Annotated in this window: 13 protein-coding genes and 1 tRNA gene; 7 read left to right on the forward strand and 7 right to left on the reverse strand. The window is 62.7% G+C overall.

The features are described 5' to 3' along the window. Positions 1-1563, forward strand: a 1563-nt coding sequence (locus AC1DYO_RS13400; protein WP_477263891.1) for a TPR end-of-group domain-containing protein, incomplete at its 5' end; no start/stop codon positions are given. 120 nt (positions 1564-1683) lie between these two features. Here the strand turns inward: AC1DYO_RS13400 and AC1DYO_RS13405 are convergent. Both AC1DYO_RS13405 and AC1DYO_RS13410 read right to left on the reverse strand, forming a co-directional pair. Continuing rightward, the gene (locus tag AC1DYO_RS13405) at positions 1684-2352 is read right to left on the reverse strand and encodes a class I SAM-dependent methyltransferase (protein WP_477264168.1); all 669 of its coding nucleotides are present in this window, start codon (positions 2350-2352) and stop codon (positions 1684-1686) included. A gap of 74 nt (positions 2353-2426) precedes the next feature. Continuing rightward, positions 2427-4433: a long-chain-fatty-acid--CoA ligase gene (locus AC1DYO_RS13410; RefSeq protein WP_477263892.1), complete on the reverse strand. Its 2007-nt coding sequence runs from the start codon at positions 4431-4433 to the stop codon at positions 2427-2429. 479 nt (positions 4434-4912) lie between these two features. Between AC1DYO_RS13410 and AC1DYO_RS13415 the strand changes: the two genes are divergently transcribed. From AC1DYO_RS13415 to AC1DYO_RS13435, 5 genes are read left to right on the forward strand one after another with little or no spacing between them, the layout of a single operon-like run. Next, positions 4913-6511 carry an ABC transporter substrate-binding protein gene (locus AC1DYO_RS13415; RefSeq protein ID WP_477263894.1) on the forward strand — a complete coding sequence of 533 codons (1599 nt, stop codon included), beginning with the start codon at positions 4913-4915 and terminating at the stop codon, positions 6509-6511. Between the two features lie 47 nt (positions 6512-6558). After that, a complete protein-coding gene (locus AC1DYO_RS13420; RefSeq protein ID WP_477263896.1) occupies positions 6559-7566 on the forward strand; it encodes an ABC transporter permease subunit in 1008 nt (335 codons plus the stop codon). 26 nt (positions 7567-7592) lie between these two features. Continuing rightward, positions 7593-8477 carry an ABC transporter permease subunit gene (locus tag AC1DYO_RS13425; protein WP_477264170.1) on the forward strand — a complete coding sequence of 295 codons (885 nt, stop codon included), beginning with the start codon at positions 7593-7595 and terminating at the stop codon, positions 8475-8477. Beyond that, positions 8477-9322 (forward strand): ABC transporter ATP-binding protein, encoded by an 846-nt coding sequence (locus AC1DYO_RS13430; RefSeq protein ID WP_477263898.1) that lies wholly within the window; start codon positions 8477-8479, stop codon positions 9320-9322. The genes AC1DYO_RS13425 and AC1DYO_RS13430 overlap by 1 nt, the downstream gene beginning before the upstream one ends. Continuing rightward, positions 9322-10152, forward strand: a complete 831-nt coding sequence (locus tag AC1DYO_RS13435; RefSeq protein ID WP_454576648.1) for a dipeptide ABC transporter ATP-binding protein — start codon at positions 9322-9324, stop codon at positions 10150-10152. The genes AC1DYO_RS13430 and AC1DYO_RS13435 overlap by 1 nt, the downstream gene beginning before the upstream one ends. A 123-nt stretch (positions 10153-10275) precedes the next feature. Here AC1DYO_RS13435 and AC1DYO_RS13440 read toward each other — a convergent pair whose 3' ends face one another. The 5 genes from AC1DYO_RS13440 to AC1DYO_RS13460 all read right to left on the reverse strand — a co-directional run bounded on the left by AC1DYO_RS13440 (position 10276) and on the right by AC1DYO_RS13460 (position 16230). Continuing rightward, on the reverse strand, positions 10276-12072 hold the full coding sequence (locus tag AC1DYO_RS13440; protein WP_477263901.1) for an ABC transporter ATP-binding protein: 1797 nt from the start codon (positions 12070-12072) through the stop codon (positions 10276-10278). Further along, positions 12072-13118 carry a glycosyltransferase family 2 protein gene (locus tag AC1DYO_RS13445; RefSeq protein ID WP_477263903.1) on the reverse strand — a complete coding sequence of 349 codons (1047 nt, stop codon included), beginning with the start codon at positions 13116-13118 and terminating at the stop codon, positions 12072-12074. Before AC1DYO_RS13445 ends, AC1DYO_RS13440 begins: the two co-directional genes overlap by 1 nt. Then, positions 13115-14227 carry a glycosyltransferase family 2 protein gene (locus AC1DYO_RS13450; protein WP_477263905.1) on the reverse strand — a complete coding sequence of 371 codons (1113 nt, stop codon included), beginning with the start codon at positions 14225-14227 and terminating at the stop codon, positions 13115-13117. Before AC1DYO_RS13450 ends, AC1DYO_RS13445 begins: the two co-directional genes overlap by 4 nt. Beyond that, positions 14224-15405, reverse strand: a complete 1182-nt coding sequence (locus AC1DYO_RS13455; RefSeq protein WP_477263907.1) for an acyltransferase family protein — start codon at positions 15403-15405, stop codon at positions 14224-14226. Before AC1DYO_RS13455 ends, AC1DYO_RS13450 begins: the two co-directional genes overlap by 4 nt. Before the next feature lie 749 nt (positions 15406-16154). Beyond that, positions 16155-16230 (reverse strand) — tRNA-Thr (locus AC1DYO_RS13460). Positions 16231-16584: 354 nt separating this feature from the next. Between AC1DYO_RS13460 and AC1DYO_RS13465 the strand changes: the two genes are divergently transcribed. After that, positions 16585-17778, forward strand: coding sequence for a hypothetical protein (locus AC1DYO_RS13465; protein WP_477263909.1), 1194 nt, complete (start codon positions 16585-16587; stop codon positions 17776-17778).

Below are 17778 nucleotides of genomic sequence, written 5' to 3' on the forward strand. Positions count from 1 at the left end.
GACATCATCTTCGAGGACAACGACATCTATGGCGACGGCGTCAACATCGCGGCGCGCATCGAAAGCATCGCCAAGCCCGGCGGCGTCGCGGTGTCCGGCTCGGTCCGCGACAATGTCGGCAACCGGCTCGATCTCTCCTTCGAGGACACTGGCGAGCAGACGCTGAAGAACATCGACCGGCCGGTTCGAGTCTACAACGTCGACCTCTTCGCCGGCGCGCGACCTTCGCTGCCTGCTGCAACGATAGTGCAGGTCAAGGCTGAGCCTGCTGCCAAGGAAAAGCCGTCGATCGCTGTGCTGCCGTTCAACAACATGAGCGGCGACCCGGAGCAGGAATACTTCTCCGACGGCATCACCGAGGACATCATCACCGATCTCTCGAAAATCTCCGGCCTGTTTGTGGTCGGCCGCAACACAGTGTTCACCTACAAGGGCAAGTCGGTGAAGCTGCAGCAGGCGGCACAAGAGCTTGGCGTGAAGTTTCTTCTCGAAGGCAGCGTCCGCAAGGCAGGCCAGCGCGTGCGCATCACCGGCCAGCTCATCGATGGCGCGACCGGCGGCCATCTTTGGGCTGATCGCTATGACCGCGACCTCACCGATATTTTTGCGATCCAGGACGAGATTACCCACACCATCGTAGACCAGCTCAAGGTCAAGCTGCTGCCGGAGGAAAGCGAGGCCATCGCACAGGTGCCAACAGAAAACGTCGAGGCCTATACCAACTACCTGAGAGGACGCGAATTCTTCCACACGCGCACCAAGGGCTCACTGCAACTTGCGCGACGGTTGTTCTCTCGAGCGACGGATCTCGATCCCAACTATGCGCGCGCCTATGCCGGCATCGCCGATTGCGATTCGGTTCTGCACGCCTGGCACGGTGCCGAAATATCGCTGGAGTCGCTTTTTGCGACTTGCGCCAAGGCGCTGGCGCTTGATCCCAATCTCGCCGAAGTGCACGCCTCGCATGGCCTCGCCCTGTCGACCAATGGCCGTCACGCGGAGGCAGTCGCTGAATTCGAACGCGCGATCGCGCTCGATGCAAATTCCTACGAAGGCCACTATTTCTACGCCCGCCACTCGTTTGCGGAAGGAGATTTTGAAAAGGCCGTCGAGCTTTATAATCGTTGCGCCGAGATCAATCCCGACGACTACCGGTCGCCGCTGCTGGTCATGAACGCTCTGCATTCCCTTGGACGTCGCGACGAGGAGGCCAGGCTTGCCGAGGTGGGACTCGAGCGGGCGGAGCGGGCGCTGAAGCTGCACCCGGAGAATTCCGATCCCGCGCAACTGGGCGCCATCGCGCTCATCGCTCTCGGCCAGCACGACCGGGCCAAGGAATGGGCCGATCGCGCTCTGGCGATCGATCCGGACGACAGCAACGCCTTATACAATACCGCCTGCGTCTATTCGCTGCTCGGCGAGGCCGACCGTGCCATCGACCTGCTGGAGCCTTATTTGCGGCTGGTAGGGGACCACATGAAATCATGGTTCAAGAACGATTCGGATTTCGATCCCATCCGCAGCCATCCGCGCTACAAGGATCTGCTGAAACTGATCGAGTAGCGATTGTCCTGTTTGTGATGCCGCGAGCCTTGCAGCCGACGGTCGGCTATTCCAGGCTTATGGCCTCGACGAAGCCGGCACGTGTCGGCGCTCTGACCGGAATCGGTCGAACCCGCTCATTCAGCGCCAGCGCTCTTCCGGCTCAAAGGAAAACACACCGCTCGGCTTGGTCGCAGCACCCTTCGCGTCGCCGAAATCCGGCACCTGATACTCGGCGAGCAACCGCAGCCTTGACAGCGGCAGGTCGTTGCGGCGGGGATCGCCGACCAGCACCTCGATGCCGGCTGCCAGGCAGCGGTCGAGGAATGGGATAACCCGCAAAGCAACCTCACGGCCGTAGAATACGTCGCCTGCAAGCGCGAGGTCGACTGCCGGTGGTGGACCCATGGTGATATCCTTGCCGACAATGGTGATCTCGACACCGTTGGCCGCAGCGTTGAGGCCGATGGCGGCAACGCCGTTGCGGTCGATCTCGGCGGCGATCACCGCGCTGGCGCCGGCCTTCGCGGCGGCGATGCCGACGAGGCCGGAGCCGGCGCCAAGGTCGAGCACGCGGCGGCCGGCCACGCTTTGCGGATGGTCGAGTATATACCGCGCAAGCACCGCGCCGCCGGCCCAGACATAGGCCCAGTAGGGCGGCTGCGGCTCAGGCGCGTCGTCGACTGGCTCAGCGGCATCTTCGTCCGCGTCGCCGCTTTGGTGCGGCTCGACAAGCCGCCTCAGGCCGCTTGCCGGATGGGCTGCGTAGAGCAGGACTTCGGGAAGTGCTGGAACAGGCGCAAGGCGCATGTTCGCCTTGATAAACGTCGCCGCGTCGGAACGCGGATTGTCGTCTGCATCGCGACTGCGCTCGTCGTTCAAATTTATTCCCGCAGCGCCCGGCGCAAAATCTTGCCCACCGGCGTCTTTGGCAGTTCGGTCCGGAACTCGATGTATTTCGGCCGCTTGTAACCGGTCAGGTTTTCGCGGCAATAGGCGGTCAGTGCCTCGACGGTCAGCGCTGGATCCTTCTTGACCACGAACAGCTTTGGCACTTCGCCCGAATGCTCGTCCGGCACGCCGATTGCCGCCACTTCGAGCACACCCGGATGCTGCGCGACGACTTCCTCGAGCTCGTTCGGATAGACGTTGAAGCCGGAGACCAGGATCATGTCCTTCTTGCGGTCGACGATCTTGGTGTAGCCGCGCTCGTCCATGAAGCCCATGTCGCCGGATTTGAAGAACCCGTCCTTGGTCATCACCTTGGCGGTCTCGTCCGGCCGGTTCCAGTAGCCGGCCATCACTTGCGGCCCGCGGATGCAAATCTCGCCGACCTCGCCCAGCGGCAGATTGTTGCCGTCATCGTCGCGGATGACGATCTCGGTCGAAGGCAGCGGCAGGCCGATCGTGCCGGTGAAATTGCTGTCGCTGAACCTGTTGGCGGTGGCCACCGGCGAGGTCTCCGACAGCCCGTAGCCCTCGGTGATCGAGTTGCCGGTCAACGCCTTCCAGCGCTCGGCAACCCCCTTCTGCACCGCCATGCCGCCGCCCAGCGTCATGATCAGCGGTTTGAAGTCGAGCTTGCGGAAATCCTCATTGTTGAGCAGTGCGTTGAACAGCGTGTTGAGACCCGGGAAAATGTGCATCGGGTATTTCTGCAGCTCCTTGACAAAGCCGGGAATGTCGCGCGGGTTGGGGACGAGCACGTTCTGGGCGCCCTGCTGCATGCCCATCAGCGCGTTCACCGTCAGCGCGAAGATGTGGTAGAGCGGCAGCGCGCAAATGAAGTTGAGATGCGCCGGTTTCGGCTTGATCGCATAGGCGTCCTGCAGCCACAGCGTGTTTTGCGCGACATTGGACAGCACATTGGAGTGCAGCAGAACAGCACCTTTGGAAATCCCCGTGGTGCCGCCTGTATATTGCAGGAAGGCGACATCGTCGGCTTCCATCTTGGCCGGCTTGAAGGCGATGCCGGCGCCGGCCTTCACGGCCGCATTGAACTTGACATGGCCGGGCAGCGACCATGCCGGCACCATCTTCTTCACCCGGCGCACGACGAGGTTGACGATCGTGCCCTTGAGGCCGCCGAGCATGTCACCCATCGCCGCGACCACCACATGCTTGACCGCCGTCCTGGCGATCACCGCGTCCAGGGTGCTGGCGAAGTTCTCGAGAATGACGATCGCCTGTGCGCCGGAATCCTTGAGCTGGTGTTCGAGCTCGCGCGGCGTGTACAGCGGATTGATGTTCACCACGACATAGCCGGCGCGAAGCACGGCCATCATCGCCACCGGATATTGCAGCACGTTCGGCATCATCAGCGCCACGCGTGCGCCCTTCTGCAGACCCTTCGACTGCAGATAGGCGCCGAAGGCAGCCGATTGCCGCTCAAGTTCGGCGTAGGAGATCGACTTGCCCATGCACACGAAAGCCGGCTGGCCGGCAAACTGCTTGCAGGCACCGACCAGGAAGTCACCAATCGAACTGTAGGGCAGGGTGCCGATCTCGGCCGGCACGACTTTCGAATAGCTTTTGAGCCACGGCTTTTCCGGCAGGCCTGCGGCAAGCGCCGTCAGCGTCTTGGGCAGTTTTTTGGCCGGGCCTTGCGCCGGCTTTGCCGCCGCCGTTTTCGCTGCAGCGCTGGCGGCGGGCTTTGCAACAGGTGCTGTCTTCGCGGCTGCGGCTGCGGCTGCGGCTGCGGCCGCGGGCTTGGTCGCAGGTTTTGCTGCCGGCTTGGCGCTTGCCTTCGCCGGCGCGATGGCTGCCTTTGGCTTGGCGGCGGGAGCGGTTTTGACCGAAGGCGCTTTCGGTTTGGCGGCAGCGGCGGCCGGCTTTGAAGCAGACCCTGCTTTTGCTTTCGCCGGGGCCGTTGTCTTTGTTGCTTTTGCCACCTATGCCTCCCTCAGTCGTTCTGTTGTCATGCTCCATGCTGCACCGCCTCTATATAGTGAGGCGTCCTCCGCTGCAGCGATGTCGCGGATTCCCGGGAAATCCGGCGTGTCATCTATCTATTGCGACTATCGGCGGCCGTGCAAGTCTTGCCCCAACGGCAAGATGGCAAAGATTTGCCGCCAAAATCTGGCCCGCGCTGTCGCCTCCGGCACCAGTCTGTCGCGATGGGCATGAGGAACCCCAGGCCCGTGGATCATTGTTCCTGCGATATAGGTGATCAATGAAAAAATGCGGTCGTTAACAATCCCGTGATTAGCAGATTTTGCTATTTCTTTCTGAAATCGAGCAAAAGCCGAGAAATATTTTCTGCTTACGGTGGGGTAGGCAAACAGGGAGTTCCAAAGCCGGAAAAACGGTGCTTATATGCGCGCTTCGCGAGCCTGATAGAGGGGCTTGGATGAACATCAGGGAGTGCTCAATGAAAAAGAAACTGACTTTTGCAGCCGCGTTGCTGGCTGCAAGCGTCCTCGGCGGCGTGGCCAATGCCAAGACGCTGGTCTACTGCTCGGAGGCCTCGCCGGCCAACTTCGACCCGGGTACCACGACGGGCGGCAACGACTTCGATGCCTCGTCGCGTACCGTTTATTCGCGCCTGGTCGAGTTCAAGCATGGCGGCACCGAAGTTGTGCCCGGCCTCGCCGACAAATGGGAGATTTCGGACGACGGCCTGGTCTATACTTTCCACCTGCATCCGGGCGTGAAGTTCCAGACCACGGATTTCTTCAAGCCGACGCGTGACTTCAATGCAGACGACGTCGTCTTTTCCTTCGACCGCCAGTTCAACAAGGAAAACCCCTGGAACGGCGAAAAGTACCTGCCGAACCTGACCTGGGACTACTACACCGGCATGGACATGCCGAAATACGTCGCCAAGTGGGAAAAGGTCGATGACCTCACCGTGAAGCTGACGCTGACCGAGCCGAACGCTCCGATGCTGGCCAATCTCGGCATGGACTTCGCCTCGATCGTGTCGAAGGAATACGCCGACCAGCTGGAAAAAGACGGCAAGATGGCCGACTTCTCGACCAAGCCGATCGGCACCGGTCCGTTCCAGTTCGTCGACTACCAGCTGGATTCGGTGATCCGCTATGCGGCCAACCCGGATTACTTCAAGGGCAAGGAAAAGATCGACGATCTCGTCTTCGCCATTACGCCGGACGCCACCGCCCGCATCCAGAAGGTGCTTGCCGGCGAATGCGACATCGCGCCCTATCCGAATCCTGCCGACATCGGCATGATCAAGGCCAACAACGACGTGACCCTGATGGATCAGGCCGGCCTGAACATCGGCTATATGAGCTACAACACCACCATCCCGCCGCTCGACAAGCCTGAAGTGCGCCATGCGCTCAACCAGGCGATCGATCGGGAATCGCTCATCAAGTCGCTCTTCCAGGACGCCGGCGCTACGCCGGCGGTAAACCTGATCCCGCCGACCATGTGGTCGTGGGACAAGGACGTGAAGTCCGACGCCTATGATCCGGAAGCGGCCAAGAAGGTGCTGGCCGATGCCGGGCTGAAGGAGATCCAGCTCTGGGCCTCCGATCGCGTGCGTCCCTACAACCCGAACTTCGCGCGCGCAGCCGAGCTGATCCAGGCCGACTGGGCCAAGGTCGGCGTCAAGGCGGAGATCGTCAACTACGAGTGGACGAAGTACCGCGAGGAAGGCAAGAAGAAGGAACGCCCCGGCGCCTTCCAGATCGGCTGGACCGGTGACAATGGCGATCCGGACAACTTCTTCGCCACGCTGTTCGCCTGCTCGGCCATCGGCGTGTCGAACTACTCCAGTTGGTGCGACAAGGACTTCGAGGACCTGATCCAGAAGGCCAAGAAGACCAGCGACCAGGCCGAACGCACCAAGCTCTATGAAGAGGCGCAGGTTGTCTTCCAGAAGCAGGCCCCGGCCTTCCTCCTGGCACACAGCCAAGTCTACGCAGTCGTGCGCAAGAATGTCAGCGGCTTCATGATGGACCCGCTCGGCATTCATCGCTTCGACGGCGTCGACAAGGCCGAATAGAACTGTTAGGCGGGCGGCGCGCAATCAGGCGCCGCCCCCTTTTCAAGATGCTCCGATATCTCCTCAACAAAATCGTCTTGGTGCTCCCGACGCTGATCGGCATCACCATCTGTGCCTTCGCTTTCGTCAGGCTGCTGCCCGGTGATCCCATTCTTGCCATGGCCGGCGAGCATGGCGTGTCGCCCGCGCGCTACGAAGAACTGAAGGAACAGTTCGGCTACAATCTGCCGATCTGGCAGCAATATGCGCATTATGTCCGCGATGCCGCGACCGGTAATTTCGGAGTGTCGATCTCGTCCAAGCGCCCGGTCATCGAAGATTTCATGACGCTCTTCCCGGCAACCGTCGAGCTCTCTGTCTTCGCCTTGATCTTCGCCATGGTGCTGGGCATCCCGGCCGGCATCGTTGCAGCAGTCAAACGCGGCTCGTGGTTTGACCAGGGACTGATGGGCACCGCCCTTGTCGGCTATTCCATGCCGATCTTCTGGTGGGGTCTGCTGCTGATCATCTTTTTCTCCGGCTATCTCGGCTGGACCCCGGTTTCCGGCCGTATCGGCCTGCAGTTCTTCTTCAAGCCGATCACCGGCTTTATGACCATCGACACCTTGCTCTACGGCAAATGGGATGCTTTTCGCTCGGCATTGAGCCATCTGGTGCTGCCGGCGGTCGTGCTCGGCACCATCCCGCTGGCGGTCATCGCGCGCCAGACGCGCTCGGCCATGCTCGAAGTGCTGGGCGAGGACTATGTCCGGACCGCCCGCGCCAAGGGTCTTTCCTCGACCCGCGTCATCGGCGTGCACGCGCTGCGCAATGCGCTGATCCCGGTGGTCACCACTATCGGCCTGCAGGTCGGCGCGCTGCTCGCCGGCGCCATCCTCACCGAAACCATCTTCGCCTGGCCGGGTATCGGCAAGTGGATGGTCGATTCCATCTTCAAGCGCGACTATGTCGTCGTGCAGTCAGGCTTGCTCTTGATCGCCCTTATCGTCATGGCCGTGAACCTGATCGTCGACGTGCTTTATGCCGTCATCAACCCGCGCATCAGGGCGGCGTGATGAGCCAGTCGACCGAAATCGCCCCGATGGCCGCCGGCAACCCTGACCGCCTGACCGGCTTCAGGACCTTATGGCACTATTTCTCGGTCAACCGCGGCGCCGTCATCGGCCTGTTCGTTTTCATCCTGCTGGTGCTGGCCGCACTCTTTGCGCCGCTGCTGGCGCCTTATGCGCCCGACATCCAGGACAAGACCGCTTTCCTGCGGCCGCCGGCCTGGCAGGCAGGCGGCAGCGCCGAGTATCTGCTCGGCACCGACGCGGTCGGCCGCGACATGCTCTCGCGCCTGCTCTATGGCGCGCGCTTCTCGCTGCTGATCGGCGCCGTCGTCGTCACGCTGGCGCTTACCGGCGGCATCACGCTTGGCCTGCTGGCCGGCTATTTCCGCGGCTGGGTCGACGTCGCGATCATGCGCGTCATGGATTTGATCCTGGCCTTCCCGTCGCTGCTGCTGGCGCTGGTTCTGGTCACCATCCTCGGCCCCGGCCTGTTCAATGCCATGCTCGCCATCGCGCTCGTCCTGCAGCCCCACTTTGCGCGTCTGGTGCGCGCCGCTGTCATGGCCGAAAAGGGTCGCGAATATGTGGTCGCCGCCAAGGTTGCGGGCGCTGGGCATATCCGGCTGATGCTGCGCACCATCCTGCCCAACTGCCTGGCGCCGCTGATCGTCCAGGGCACGCTGTCTTTCTCCAACGCCATCCTCGAGGCGGCCGCCCTCGGCTTCCTCGGTCTCGGCGCGCAGCCGCCGACACCGGAATGGGGAACCATGCTCGCCTCGGCGCGGGAGTTCATCCTGCGTGCCTGGTGGGTGGTGACTTTCCCCGGCCTCGCCATCCTGATCACCGTGCTTGCCATCAACCTGGTTGGCGACGGCCTGCGCGATGCGCTCGATCCGAAGCTGAGGAGGTCGTGATGGCCCTGCTCGACATCCGCAATCTCGTCGTCGAGTTCCAGACCGCATCCGGCCCGTTCCGCGCGGTCGACGGCGTCTCGCTCCATGTGAACGAACGTGAAGTGCTGGCCATCGTCGGCGAATCCGGCTCCGGCAAGTCTGTGTCGATGCTGGCTGTGATGGGCCTGTTGCCGTGGACGGCGACGGTCACTGCCGATGAGATGAGCTTCAATGGCCGTGACCTTCTGAAGATGAGCCCGGCCGACCGGCGCAAGATTGTCGGCAAGGACATGTCGATGATCTTCCAGGAGCCGATGGCCAGCCTCAATCCGTGCTTCACGGTCGGCTTCCAGATCGAGGAAGTGCTGCGCTTTCATATGGGCATGGACAAAGCCCAGCGCCGCGAGCGCGCCATCGAGTTGCTTACACAGGTCGGCATTGCCGAGCCGGCGGAACGGCTGAACTCGTTCCCGCACCAGATGTCGGGCGGCCAGTGCCAGCGCGTCATGATCGCCATCGCCATCGCCTGCAATCCGAAGCTCCTGATCGCCGACGAGCCGACCACGGCGCTCGATGTCACCATCCAGAAACAGATCCTCGACCTGCTGGTTTCGCTGCAGGTCAAATACGGCATGGGCCTGATCATGATCACCCACAATATGGGCGTCGTGGCCGAGACCGCCGACCGTGTCATCGTCCAGTACAAGGGCCGCAAGATGGAAGAGGCCGACGTGCTGTCGCTGTTTGAATCGCCGAAGAGCAATTACACCCGCGCGCTGTTGTCGGCGCTGCCGGAAAACGCCGTCGGCGACCGCCTGCCGACCGTCTCCGACATGCTGTTCGAACCGGCCGCTGGAGTCGCCTGATGAGCATCAAGGTCGTCGAAGGCAAGAACATTAAGCGCGACTATCATGTCGGCGGCGGCCTGTTTCGCGGCGCGCGAACCGTGCATGCGGTCAAGGGCGTTTCGTTCAGCGTCGACAAGGGCAAGACGCTGGCCATCGTTGGTGAAAGCGGCTGCGGCAAGTCCACGCTGGCGCGCATCATCACGCTGATCGATCCGGCGACGTCGGGCGAGCTGTTCATCGACGGCAACAAGGTCGACATCGCCAGGAACGGCCTGACCAAGGAAATGCGCCGCAAGGTGCAGATCGTCTTCCAGAACCCCTACGGCTCGCTCAATCCACGCCAGAAGATCGGCGATGTGCTGGGCGAACCGCTGCTCATCAACACCGACAAGCCGGCCGAAGAGCGGCGCGACCTCGCCATGAAGATGCTGAAGAAGGTCGGTCTCGGCACCGAGCACTACAATCGCTACCCGCATATGTTCTCGGGCGGCCAGCGCCAGCGCATCGCCATCGCCCGCGCGCTGATGCTCAACCCGAGCCTGCTGGTTCTCGACGAGCCGGTCTCCGCGCTCGATCTGTCGGTGCAGGCGCAGGTGCTCAACCTGCTCGCCGACCTGCAGGACGAATTCCAGCTGACCTATGTCTTCATCAGCCACGATCTGTCTGTCGTGCGCTACATCGCCGACGATGTGATGGTGATGTATTTCGGCGAAGCGGTGGAATACGGCTCGCGCGAGGAGGTTTTTGCCGACCCCAAGCACAGCTATACGAGGACGCTGTTCGCCGCGACGCCGCGCGCCGACGTCGCCTCGATCAAGGCCAGGTTGGCCAAGAAAAAGGCCGCCTGACCTCTCACTGGCAATTGCTTTTGCAAAATCGGAAATGCGTCGCGGCGGTGGTTTGCCGGCAGGATTGATCGCAATCCGCGAGCTGCCGGGCGCAAGCCGTGTCGCAGATTCGGGTACGCCCCATCATTCACCCGCTCCGTGCTGGTAGAGCTCGTCCATGCTGAGCTTTGCCAGCGTTGCGAAGGCGGCCTGTTTCTTCACCCGACCGCGGCTCAAGATCACCACGTCGTCGCAGAACGAGATGGTGCTGTGGTGATGGCTGATGACAATGGTGGTGCGGCGGCCGGCCCGCGACTTCAGCGTCTCGACAATAGCGGCTTCCGACAACCCATCCACTGCACTGGTGGCTTCGTCGAGGATGAGGATATCGGGATCGCGCACCAGCGCCCGCGCCAGGGCGATCCTTTGCCTTTGTCCGGCTGACAGGTTGACGCCCCGGTATCCGACCAGTGTCGCGTAACCCCGCGGCAGGAGCTCGATGAATTCATGTGCCTCGGCCAGCCTTGCGGCGCGCATGGCGTCGCTGGCCGACGCCGCGTCGTCGCCGTAGACAATGTTTTCAAAAATGGTGCCGTCGACCAATTCCAGCTCCTGGCTGGCCAGGGCAATGTTCCGCAGCCACTGGCTTGGGTCGATTTCCCCGAGCGATGCCCCATCGACGAGGATCCTGCCGCTGTCGGGTTTGACGAAGCGGCACAGGAGATTGACGATCGTCGTCTTGCCGGCGCCCGAGCGGCCGATCAGCGCCGTCGAGCGGCCGCTGCGGATGTCGAACACCGCCTGATGCAACACCGCCTCGCGCGCGTCGGGGCCGGACAGGGCACCGGAATAGGCGAAGCTCACATCATCGAAGCTGATCCCTTGGCGCAAGCCGTCGAACGGCAGGCTGCCCTGCGGCGCCTCGGGCTTGTCGGAAGGATCGAGCAGCCATTGCACCTCCTCCAGCGAGCCGCTCATGCCTTGCAGCTGACTCCACGACATCTGCAAGGCGCGCATATGAGGCTGCAGTCGGTAGAGCAGGATGAGGAAGGCGACGGTCAGCGGGAAGCTTACATTCGCCAGCCAGGCTCCGATCACCACCGCCAGGAACAGCATCGCGTGCAACACTTCGGTCAGTGGCGGCAAGACGCCCTGGCGGATTGAAAGCACGAAAGCCGCCCGCCGCACCCCGTCGGACGCTTTGGCGAAAACCGCCTTTTCGTGGTTCTCCTGCCCGAAGATGCGGATCAGGCGCCCGGCATGCACCAGATGCAGCATCTGCGACGCGAGTGCGCTGTTGCGCGAGACGACGCTGCGGCTCGGCGCCTTCAGATTGGACGACAAAACCCCGTGCGCCAGCTGGACAAGCGCCAGCCCCAGCGTCACCAGCAGCGTCATCTGCCAGGACAGGAGCAGGAGGAAGGCGAGCAGGATGACGGCGGCCGAGGCACTGACGATCGCGCCGAGCAGGGCCTGGATAGCGTCGGACGCTCGCCAGGATTCGTTGGAGATGATGTTGAGCAGCCGTCCGGGGCTTTGCTGCAGGAAAAAGGGGTAGCCGACCCTGAGCAACTGCTCCGACAGTGCGCTGCGGATCGAATAACCTGCCTTGCCGTAGATGAAGCTGGTCAGCAGCGTGTTGGCGAAGGCAAAGACATTCTTCAGCACGATCGAACCGAGGATCGCGGCCGAAATCGCGATCAGCCGCTCGCGCTCGCCGAGGCTCGCTCCAACCTGCTGGAGGAGGGCGGAGAAACCGGCCATGCCCGATGTTTCGCCATGCCCCATAATGATGCCGAGCAGCGGAATGATGAGGCCGATGCCGAGGCCTTCCAGCGCGGCGCTCGCAAGCCCGAGCCCGACCACGACGGGAACGAGCCGCAACAGCCTGCCACCAAGCGCGCGGCCCAGCATTGGCAGGGCTGACGGAATCAGTGACATTATCGCGCTCTGGCCTCCGCATTGGCTTCGCTGGCTTGCCGGTCCGGGCGCGGCGGCAGCCGTTTTGGCCATCCCATCATGACGAGCAGCGCAAATCTGGCGGCACCTGCCAGATTCATGACGACAATAGGCCAGTGCGACAGATCGAGGTCGCGATCGAAGCGAGGACGGCCCGCCAGTTCCTTGAACGCGGCCCGCGCGGACCAATAGACATGGCGAAGCAGCCAAGGCGCGTGGCGGACATGTTTCAGGCACAGCGCACCATTACCGAGGCTATAGTCGCGGTGCAGCCTGTCGATCGATTTGCGGTCTCGCCGGCCGTGATGATGCAGCACCGTCATGTCGGGCACATACTCGACCGGCATGCCGAGCAGCATCGCCCGCACGAGATAATCCGTATCCTCAGCCGAGCGTAGCGGGCCGCCAGTGCCGAAGCGTTCGTCGAACGACCCGATGCGGGCTGCGACGTCGCGGTGCATGGTCATGTTGCAGCCGAGCACGAAGCCGCCCGGGTGGACCGCCGGGGTCAGCCGTTCGCGCGCCTCGCAGCGCTTGATGGTGAAGGGCAGGTCCCGGGCATCGCCGAGCTCGACGCGGCCGCCGCGGATCAGCCACTTCTCGCCGCTCCGGTAGTGCCGCTCGAGGTCGCGGAGATAGTCGCGATCGAGCTTGCAGTCATCGTCGATGAAGACCAGCACGCGGCCTCGCGCTCGCGCCAATCCGGCATTGCGGGCAGCGGCTAGTCCGGGGCGAGTCTCTGAGACGGCTGTGACCGGGATGTCGGATGTTTCGGCGATACCGGCCAGCCGCTTTGACGTGCCGTCCCGTGAACCATTGTCGACCACCACCAACTCAGCCGCGAAGGCGGCGTGCGCCCGGCATGCAGCCTGGATCGAGGCTATGCAGGCCTCCAGCACAGCGGCGCGGTCGCGCGTGCAGACGATGAAGCTGACCTCGAGCGACGGCCGCTCCGATCGGGGAGATGTCGGGACAGGCGCACTCGCAAACGAGTGATCGCGCAGGAGCGAGTGGGGCCTGTCGGTCATACCAGTCCCCGCTGATAACGCGCCAGCACCGCTTCGGCCGGCGTGGTTTTGAAGAAGTACGCCACCGCGTCCGCCCGCTTTCCGGCCGCTATCGAGGCCAGGCTGAGCCAGGGCGCCCAGACGCCGGGACGCAGCGCGTATTTTTCGCGGCGCCGGATGAAGTTCCACCTCGCTGTCCGCGTGAGCAATTCGTGCGTCAGCGGCGGCTCTCTTTCGTCGCTGACGAGCTGGTAGAGGAAATAGAACAGGTTCAGCGCGCCGGCCTCGAAGCTTGGCCGTGTGCTGGCCGGCAGGGTGGAAATCCGCTCTTCCAGCGCACGGATGAAATCGGCTGCGCGCGCAACTGTGTCGAACGAGACGGCCTCGCCGATGTCGCGCAGATCCGCAGAGTTTTCCGCGAGCCCCTCACGCTCGAGATTTTCGGCCACGATCCGCAAATGCGTCCTGCGCATTTCCTTGGCATGCCGCATGGTCACGCTTCCTGCATGGATGCGATAGACGAGCAGGTTATCGGGCGACATGGTCGCCGGGAAACGGCCAGCAAGCCGCCTGAAGAGATCGAAATCCTCGGCGTGCCTGTATTTTGGATCGTAATAGAGATCGTCGTTCCCTATGACCTTCCTGTTGTAGACCACCGTCGGATGCATGAAAATCGTAAAGAACATCGACAATATGTCGAGCCGGCCGAGCCGGAACACTGGGTCGAGCCTGCCCTTGGCGATACGGCCGTGAAGCAAGGTATCGACGCAGGCGCCGCAGAAGCCGAGCTCGGGCTGCCGCCGGAACAGTGCCACCTGGCGCGAGAGGCGCCAGGGATAGGCGACATCGTCCGCATCCATTCGCGCAACCAACTCGCCCTGGGCCAGTCGGAGCCCTTCATTGAGGGTGGCGACGAGGCCGCGGTTTTCACGTGAGATGACAGAAACGCGATTGTCGGCCCGGCGGTATCGTTCGAGGATCTCGAGCGAATTGTCGGTCGACCCGTCATCGATAGCGATGACCTCCAGGCGATCGTAGTCTTGCCGCAGAATGCTCCCCAGCGCAGCGGCGAGATAAGGCTCGGCATTGTAGACCGGCAGCAGGACGGAGACGAGCGGCGCGGCGGTCATCTCTGCGCATCCGTTCGCTGGAGATCGAGCGCGGCGCGACCATCGGGGGATCCACTGGGATAGGCGTCCGCCGCCCTGCCGAGCCAGCCGGCATCGCCGGCGCGTGCCTGGGAGCGGCGGCGTGCGACATAGGGGAAGCGGCGCTTGAGGCTGTTGACCGGCTTTTCGAAAACCGTCCACGAGATCGAAGCGACGGCGACCGTGGCGGCGCTCGCGACCAGGAACCGCCCTGGCCCCTGCTCCGAGACATTGAGCGGAATCCAGGGCTGTGATTTGACGGCGAGCGACAGAAGGATCGGATGGTAGAGATAGACGCCGTAGCTGATGCGGCCCAGTGACAGCAGCGGCGGCAGTTCGAAAACCCTGCCGAGGGTGCCGCCAAGGCCAGCTGAACAGGCGGCGACAACGGCCACCAGCGGCACCAGGGGCAGGATCTGCAGCAGCGCCCAGCGGGCCCATTCCAGCATGGGATCGGCCGGGGCCGGGACAAGCCACTCAATCGCCAGGAAGATGGCCGCAAGGACTGGCCAGCCTAGCCGCATCCACTGCGGCAGGCCGGCGCCTCTGGTCCGCCGGCAGGCAAGCAGAGCACCCAACGCCAGCGCATCCATAGATGCCGGTGGCAGCAGGTCGCGCGCCAGCGCCGGGGTGGCGGTGATCGGCCAGTAGAAGCGATAGGCCAGCGACAACAGGATGACGCCGATAGTGATCGCTTCCACGCGCCGGCGCGGTGCAAGAAGCACGACCAGCGGCCAGGCGATGTAGAACTGCTCCTCGATGCTCAGGCTCCAGAAATGGCAGAGTAGCCAGGGCGTCCATTCGTTGCGCAGCGCGTACCAGAAATTCGACAGGTAAAGCGCATGCCAGACGAGCGATCCGCTGGACTGCTCCAGATCGGTCAGCCAGACGAACCCGAGCACGGCGAAATAGGGCGGGAATATGCGCAGCGCGCGCCTGATGTAGAAGGATCTCAACGCAGGGCCGGCTTCGAATTCGGCCGCGGAGCGGGCTTCGAGCAGCAGTCGGGTGATCAGGAAGCCGCTCAGCACGAAGAACAGCCGTACGCCGATGTGGCCCCAAAAGGAGGACCCGTTGGGTGCCAGGAAATGAGAATAGAGCACCATCGTGACAGCGATGGCGCGCAGCGCGTCCAGCTGATTGTCGCGCGCGACCGCCATCAGCCACTTCCGCCGGTGTGATGTCTCCGATGAAGCGGGCGGCCCGCCATTCCGGGCCTCAGGTCGAGGCCTGCCAGCGTTGAGAGTGCGTCGACAACATCAAACCCGCGCCTTGTGCGCGAGGCAGCCTCGAAATCGGTAGTGGCCAGCGAAAAATTCAAGCTGGTCAACTTGGCGGAATCCTCCACGGCGCACGTCCCGGTACTGAATCCCCCGGGCAAATGGTGTAGCCGGGCAATGGTGCAGTGCAACACAAAATATCTACCGAACTGTAATATTTATGTGAGTGAGCGTGAAAAATGGATATGATTTGCAAAGGCGCTGAGTGGCCGACGGTTTTGTCTCGCGCGCCATGCTATCGTATAAGTTGTGCCGCGTCGGAAAGACCTTGTTTAACTACATACTTCGAATCTGGAGTGTCTGATATCATCAGTAAATTAACAAAAAATCTTAAGATGATACGTGTTGTATTTCATGGCTGAGGTTTATATTACAGAATAATCGACAAAATCGAAGCTATCGATTTTGCGCAATGCAGCATAGCCGATAGTCAAGCGTCTGGCGACGCAAGCCTTCCCGATGGCGCGGTCAATGCCGATACTGGAACCGACAACCGGAGACATCCGCACCTGTGGCGGCGGCCATATGGCGCATGTCGACGCGGCGGGCGGGAGGCGCCGGCGTTTGCGTAGGGGGTGACCTGTATTTGGCCTTGCACCGGCCGTCGCGCGCTTGCGTGGATGGGGAACTGGTGCCGCTTAGGTGACTCGAACACCTGACCCCATCATTACGAATGATGTGCTCTACCAACTGAGCTAAAGCGGCCCGGGAAGCGCAGGGCTTCCAAGATCGGCTGGGTGATAGACTCAACCGGCCGCTAATTCAAGATGGGCAACCGCGATTTCAAGCCGGTATCCGGCAATTCGTCCCGGCATTTCGCGTTGGCGCGGAATGACTCCGCGATGCGGTTTCGTTGTTGGGTCGCGCAAGGGTGTCTCGGCCGATTGCGCGCAAATTGCCCGGGACATCGGTGAAACAGGTTGATTTCATTGTCAAAAAGTACCGAAATGGGCTTTAGCCGGATCGGCAAGGCAGAATGCGCCCGCTCGCCCGTTGATTGATTGGTCGCCTGCGGCTAACGATCATGGCAATGTGAGCGAACGGACAGGGGAAATTCGCTTGGACGCGATCGAAAAAGCGATCCGCAACGCCTTCGAGAAAGGCAATGCCGAGGACCGGGCGTTTCGCGAGAGGGTCTATCGATCGGCCTTCGCGGCGCTTGACCGCGTTCTCCAGGCCAATCCCGGCGTGACGGTGGAAGCCGCCATCAAGCGCCGCAAGGCGGTGCAGGAAAAGATCACCGAGATCGAATCCGAATTCCTGCCGGCAGTCCCCGATGTCGCCGCGCAGACGCAAGACGCTGCGCAGACGCAAGATACCGTGCAGGCACCAGGCGGCGCTGAAGCGCCTGCGGTCGATGCCCCGACAAGCGTCGCGGCCGGCTCGTCGCCGGCGATCGTCGTTGATGGTCCGGTTCAGCCCGATGCATCCGACGCGCCGCGCTCGCGCGTGCTGCCGGTCGTTCCCGACATCATGCCCGACGCCACGCTTCCCGGCGCCCCGGCTATCGATATAGCCGATTCCGCGCCGGCCGAGGCCGCGACGGAAGTGGCGCCTGACCGCGACGAACGGCGGATAAGGGGCCGCCGCCTGCCGCTGACGGCGATCTTCTTCGGCGTGACGTTGCTCGCCGCCGCCGGCATCGGCCTGTATTTCGCCGTTCAGACCGGTGTCTTCAAGACGCCGGCGCAACTCGACACCGCCCCGCCCGAGGCGCCGCCGACGGTCGACGATGACGATTTCACGCCGCCCGCCGATACAAACGCGCCGCAGCAGCCCGGCGCGCCGCTACAGCCAGGTGCGGCCGAACAGACGCGTGACTGGATCAACGTGTTTGCGCCCACCGATCCGACGCATGTGGCGACGCCCTCCGACGCCAAGGCCGATGTCGTGCAAGACGATACAGGTTCCTTCCTGCGCATTCGCTCCGGCGCTTCCGGCTCGGCCATCAGCTTCGATGTCGGGCAGGGTGTGCTCGAGAAGCTCGCCGGCAAGCATGCCGTGTTCGACATCGTCGCCCGCGCCGAGGACGGCAAGGACACGCAGATTTCCGTCGACTGCAACTTCGGCGACCTCGGCGACTGCGGCCGCAAGCGCTATGCCGTTGGACAGCAGCGCAACGAATATTTGTTCGACGTGAAGTTCCCCGACAAGCCCCCAGGTGCGGCCGGCAGCATCGCCATCAACTCCGACTTCGACAAGCAGGGCAAGGCGGTCGACATCTACGAGATCCGCGTCTTGATCGAACCGTGA

It is taken from the genome of Mesorhizobium sp. P2_F5, from assembly GCF_056403715.1.

Coding starts and splice junctions, on each gene's coding strand:
- AC1DYO_RS13450 (WP_477263905.1), bottom strand. CDS start 14,227: ATGACCGCCGCGCCGCTCGTCTCCGTCCTGCTGCCGGTCTACAATGCC.
- AC1DYO_RS13440 (WP_477263901.1), bottom strand. CDS start 12,072: ATGTCACTGATTCCGTCAGCCCTGCCAATGCTGGGCCGCGCGCTTGGT.
- AC1DYO_RS13430 (WP_477263898.1), top strand. CDS start 8,477: ATGGCCCTGCTCGACATCCGCAATCTCGTCGTCGAGTTCCAGACCGCA.
- AC1DYO_RS13435 (WP_454576648.1), top strand. CDS start 9,322: ATGAGCATCAAGGTCGTCGAAGGCAAGAACATTAAGCGCGACTATCAT.
- AC1DYO_RS13425 (WP_477264170.1), top strand. CDS start 7,593: ATGGCCGCCGGCAACCCTGACCGCCTGACCGGCTTCAGGACCTTATGG.
- AC1DYO_RS13415 (WP_477263894.1), top strand. CDS start 4,913: ATGAAAAAGAAACTGACTTTTGCAGCCGCGTTGCTGGCTGCAAGCGTC.
- AC1DYO_RS13420 (WP_477263896.1), top strand. CDS start 6,559: ATGCTCCGATATCTCCTCAACAAAATCGTCTTGGTGCTCCCGACGCTG.
- AC1DYO_RS13405 (WP_477264168.1), bottom strand. CDS start 2,352: ATGCGCCTTGCGCCTGTTCCAGCACTTCCCGAAGTCCTGCTCTACGCA.
- AC1DYO_RS13445 (WP_477263903.1), bottom strand. CDS start 13,118: ATGACCGACAGGCCCCACTCGCTCCTGCGCGATCACTCGTTTGCGAGT.
- AC1DYO_RS13455 (WP_477263907.1), bottom strand. CDS start 15,405: ATGGCGGTCGCGCGCGACAATCAGCTGGACGCGCTGCGCGCCATCGCT.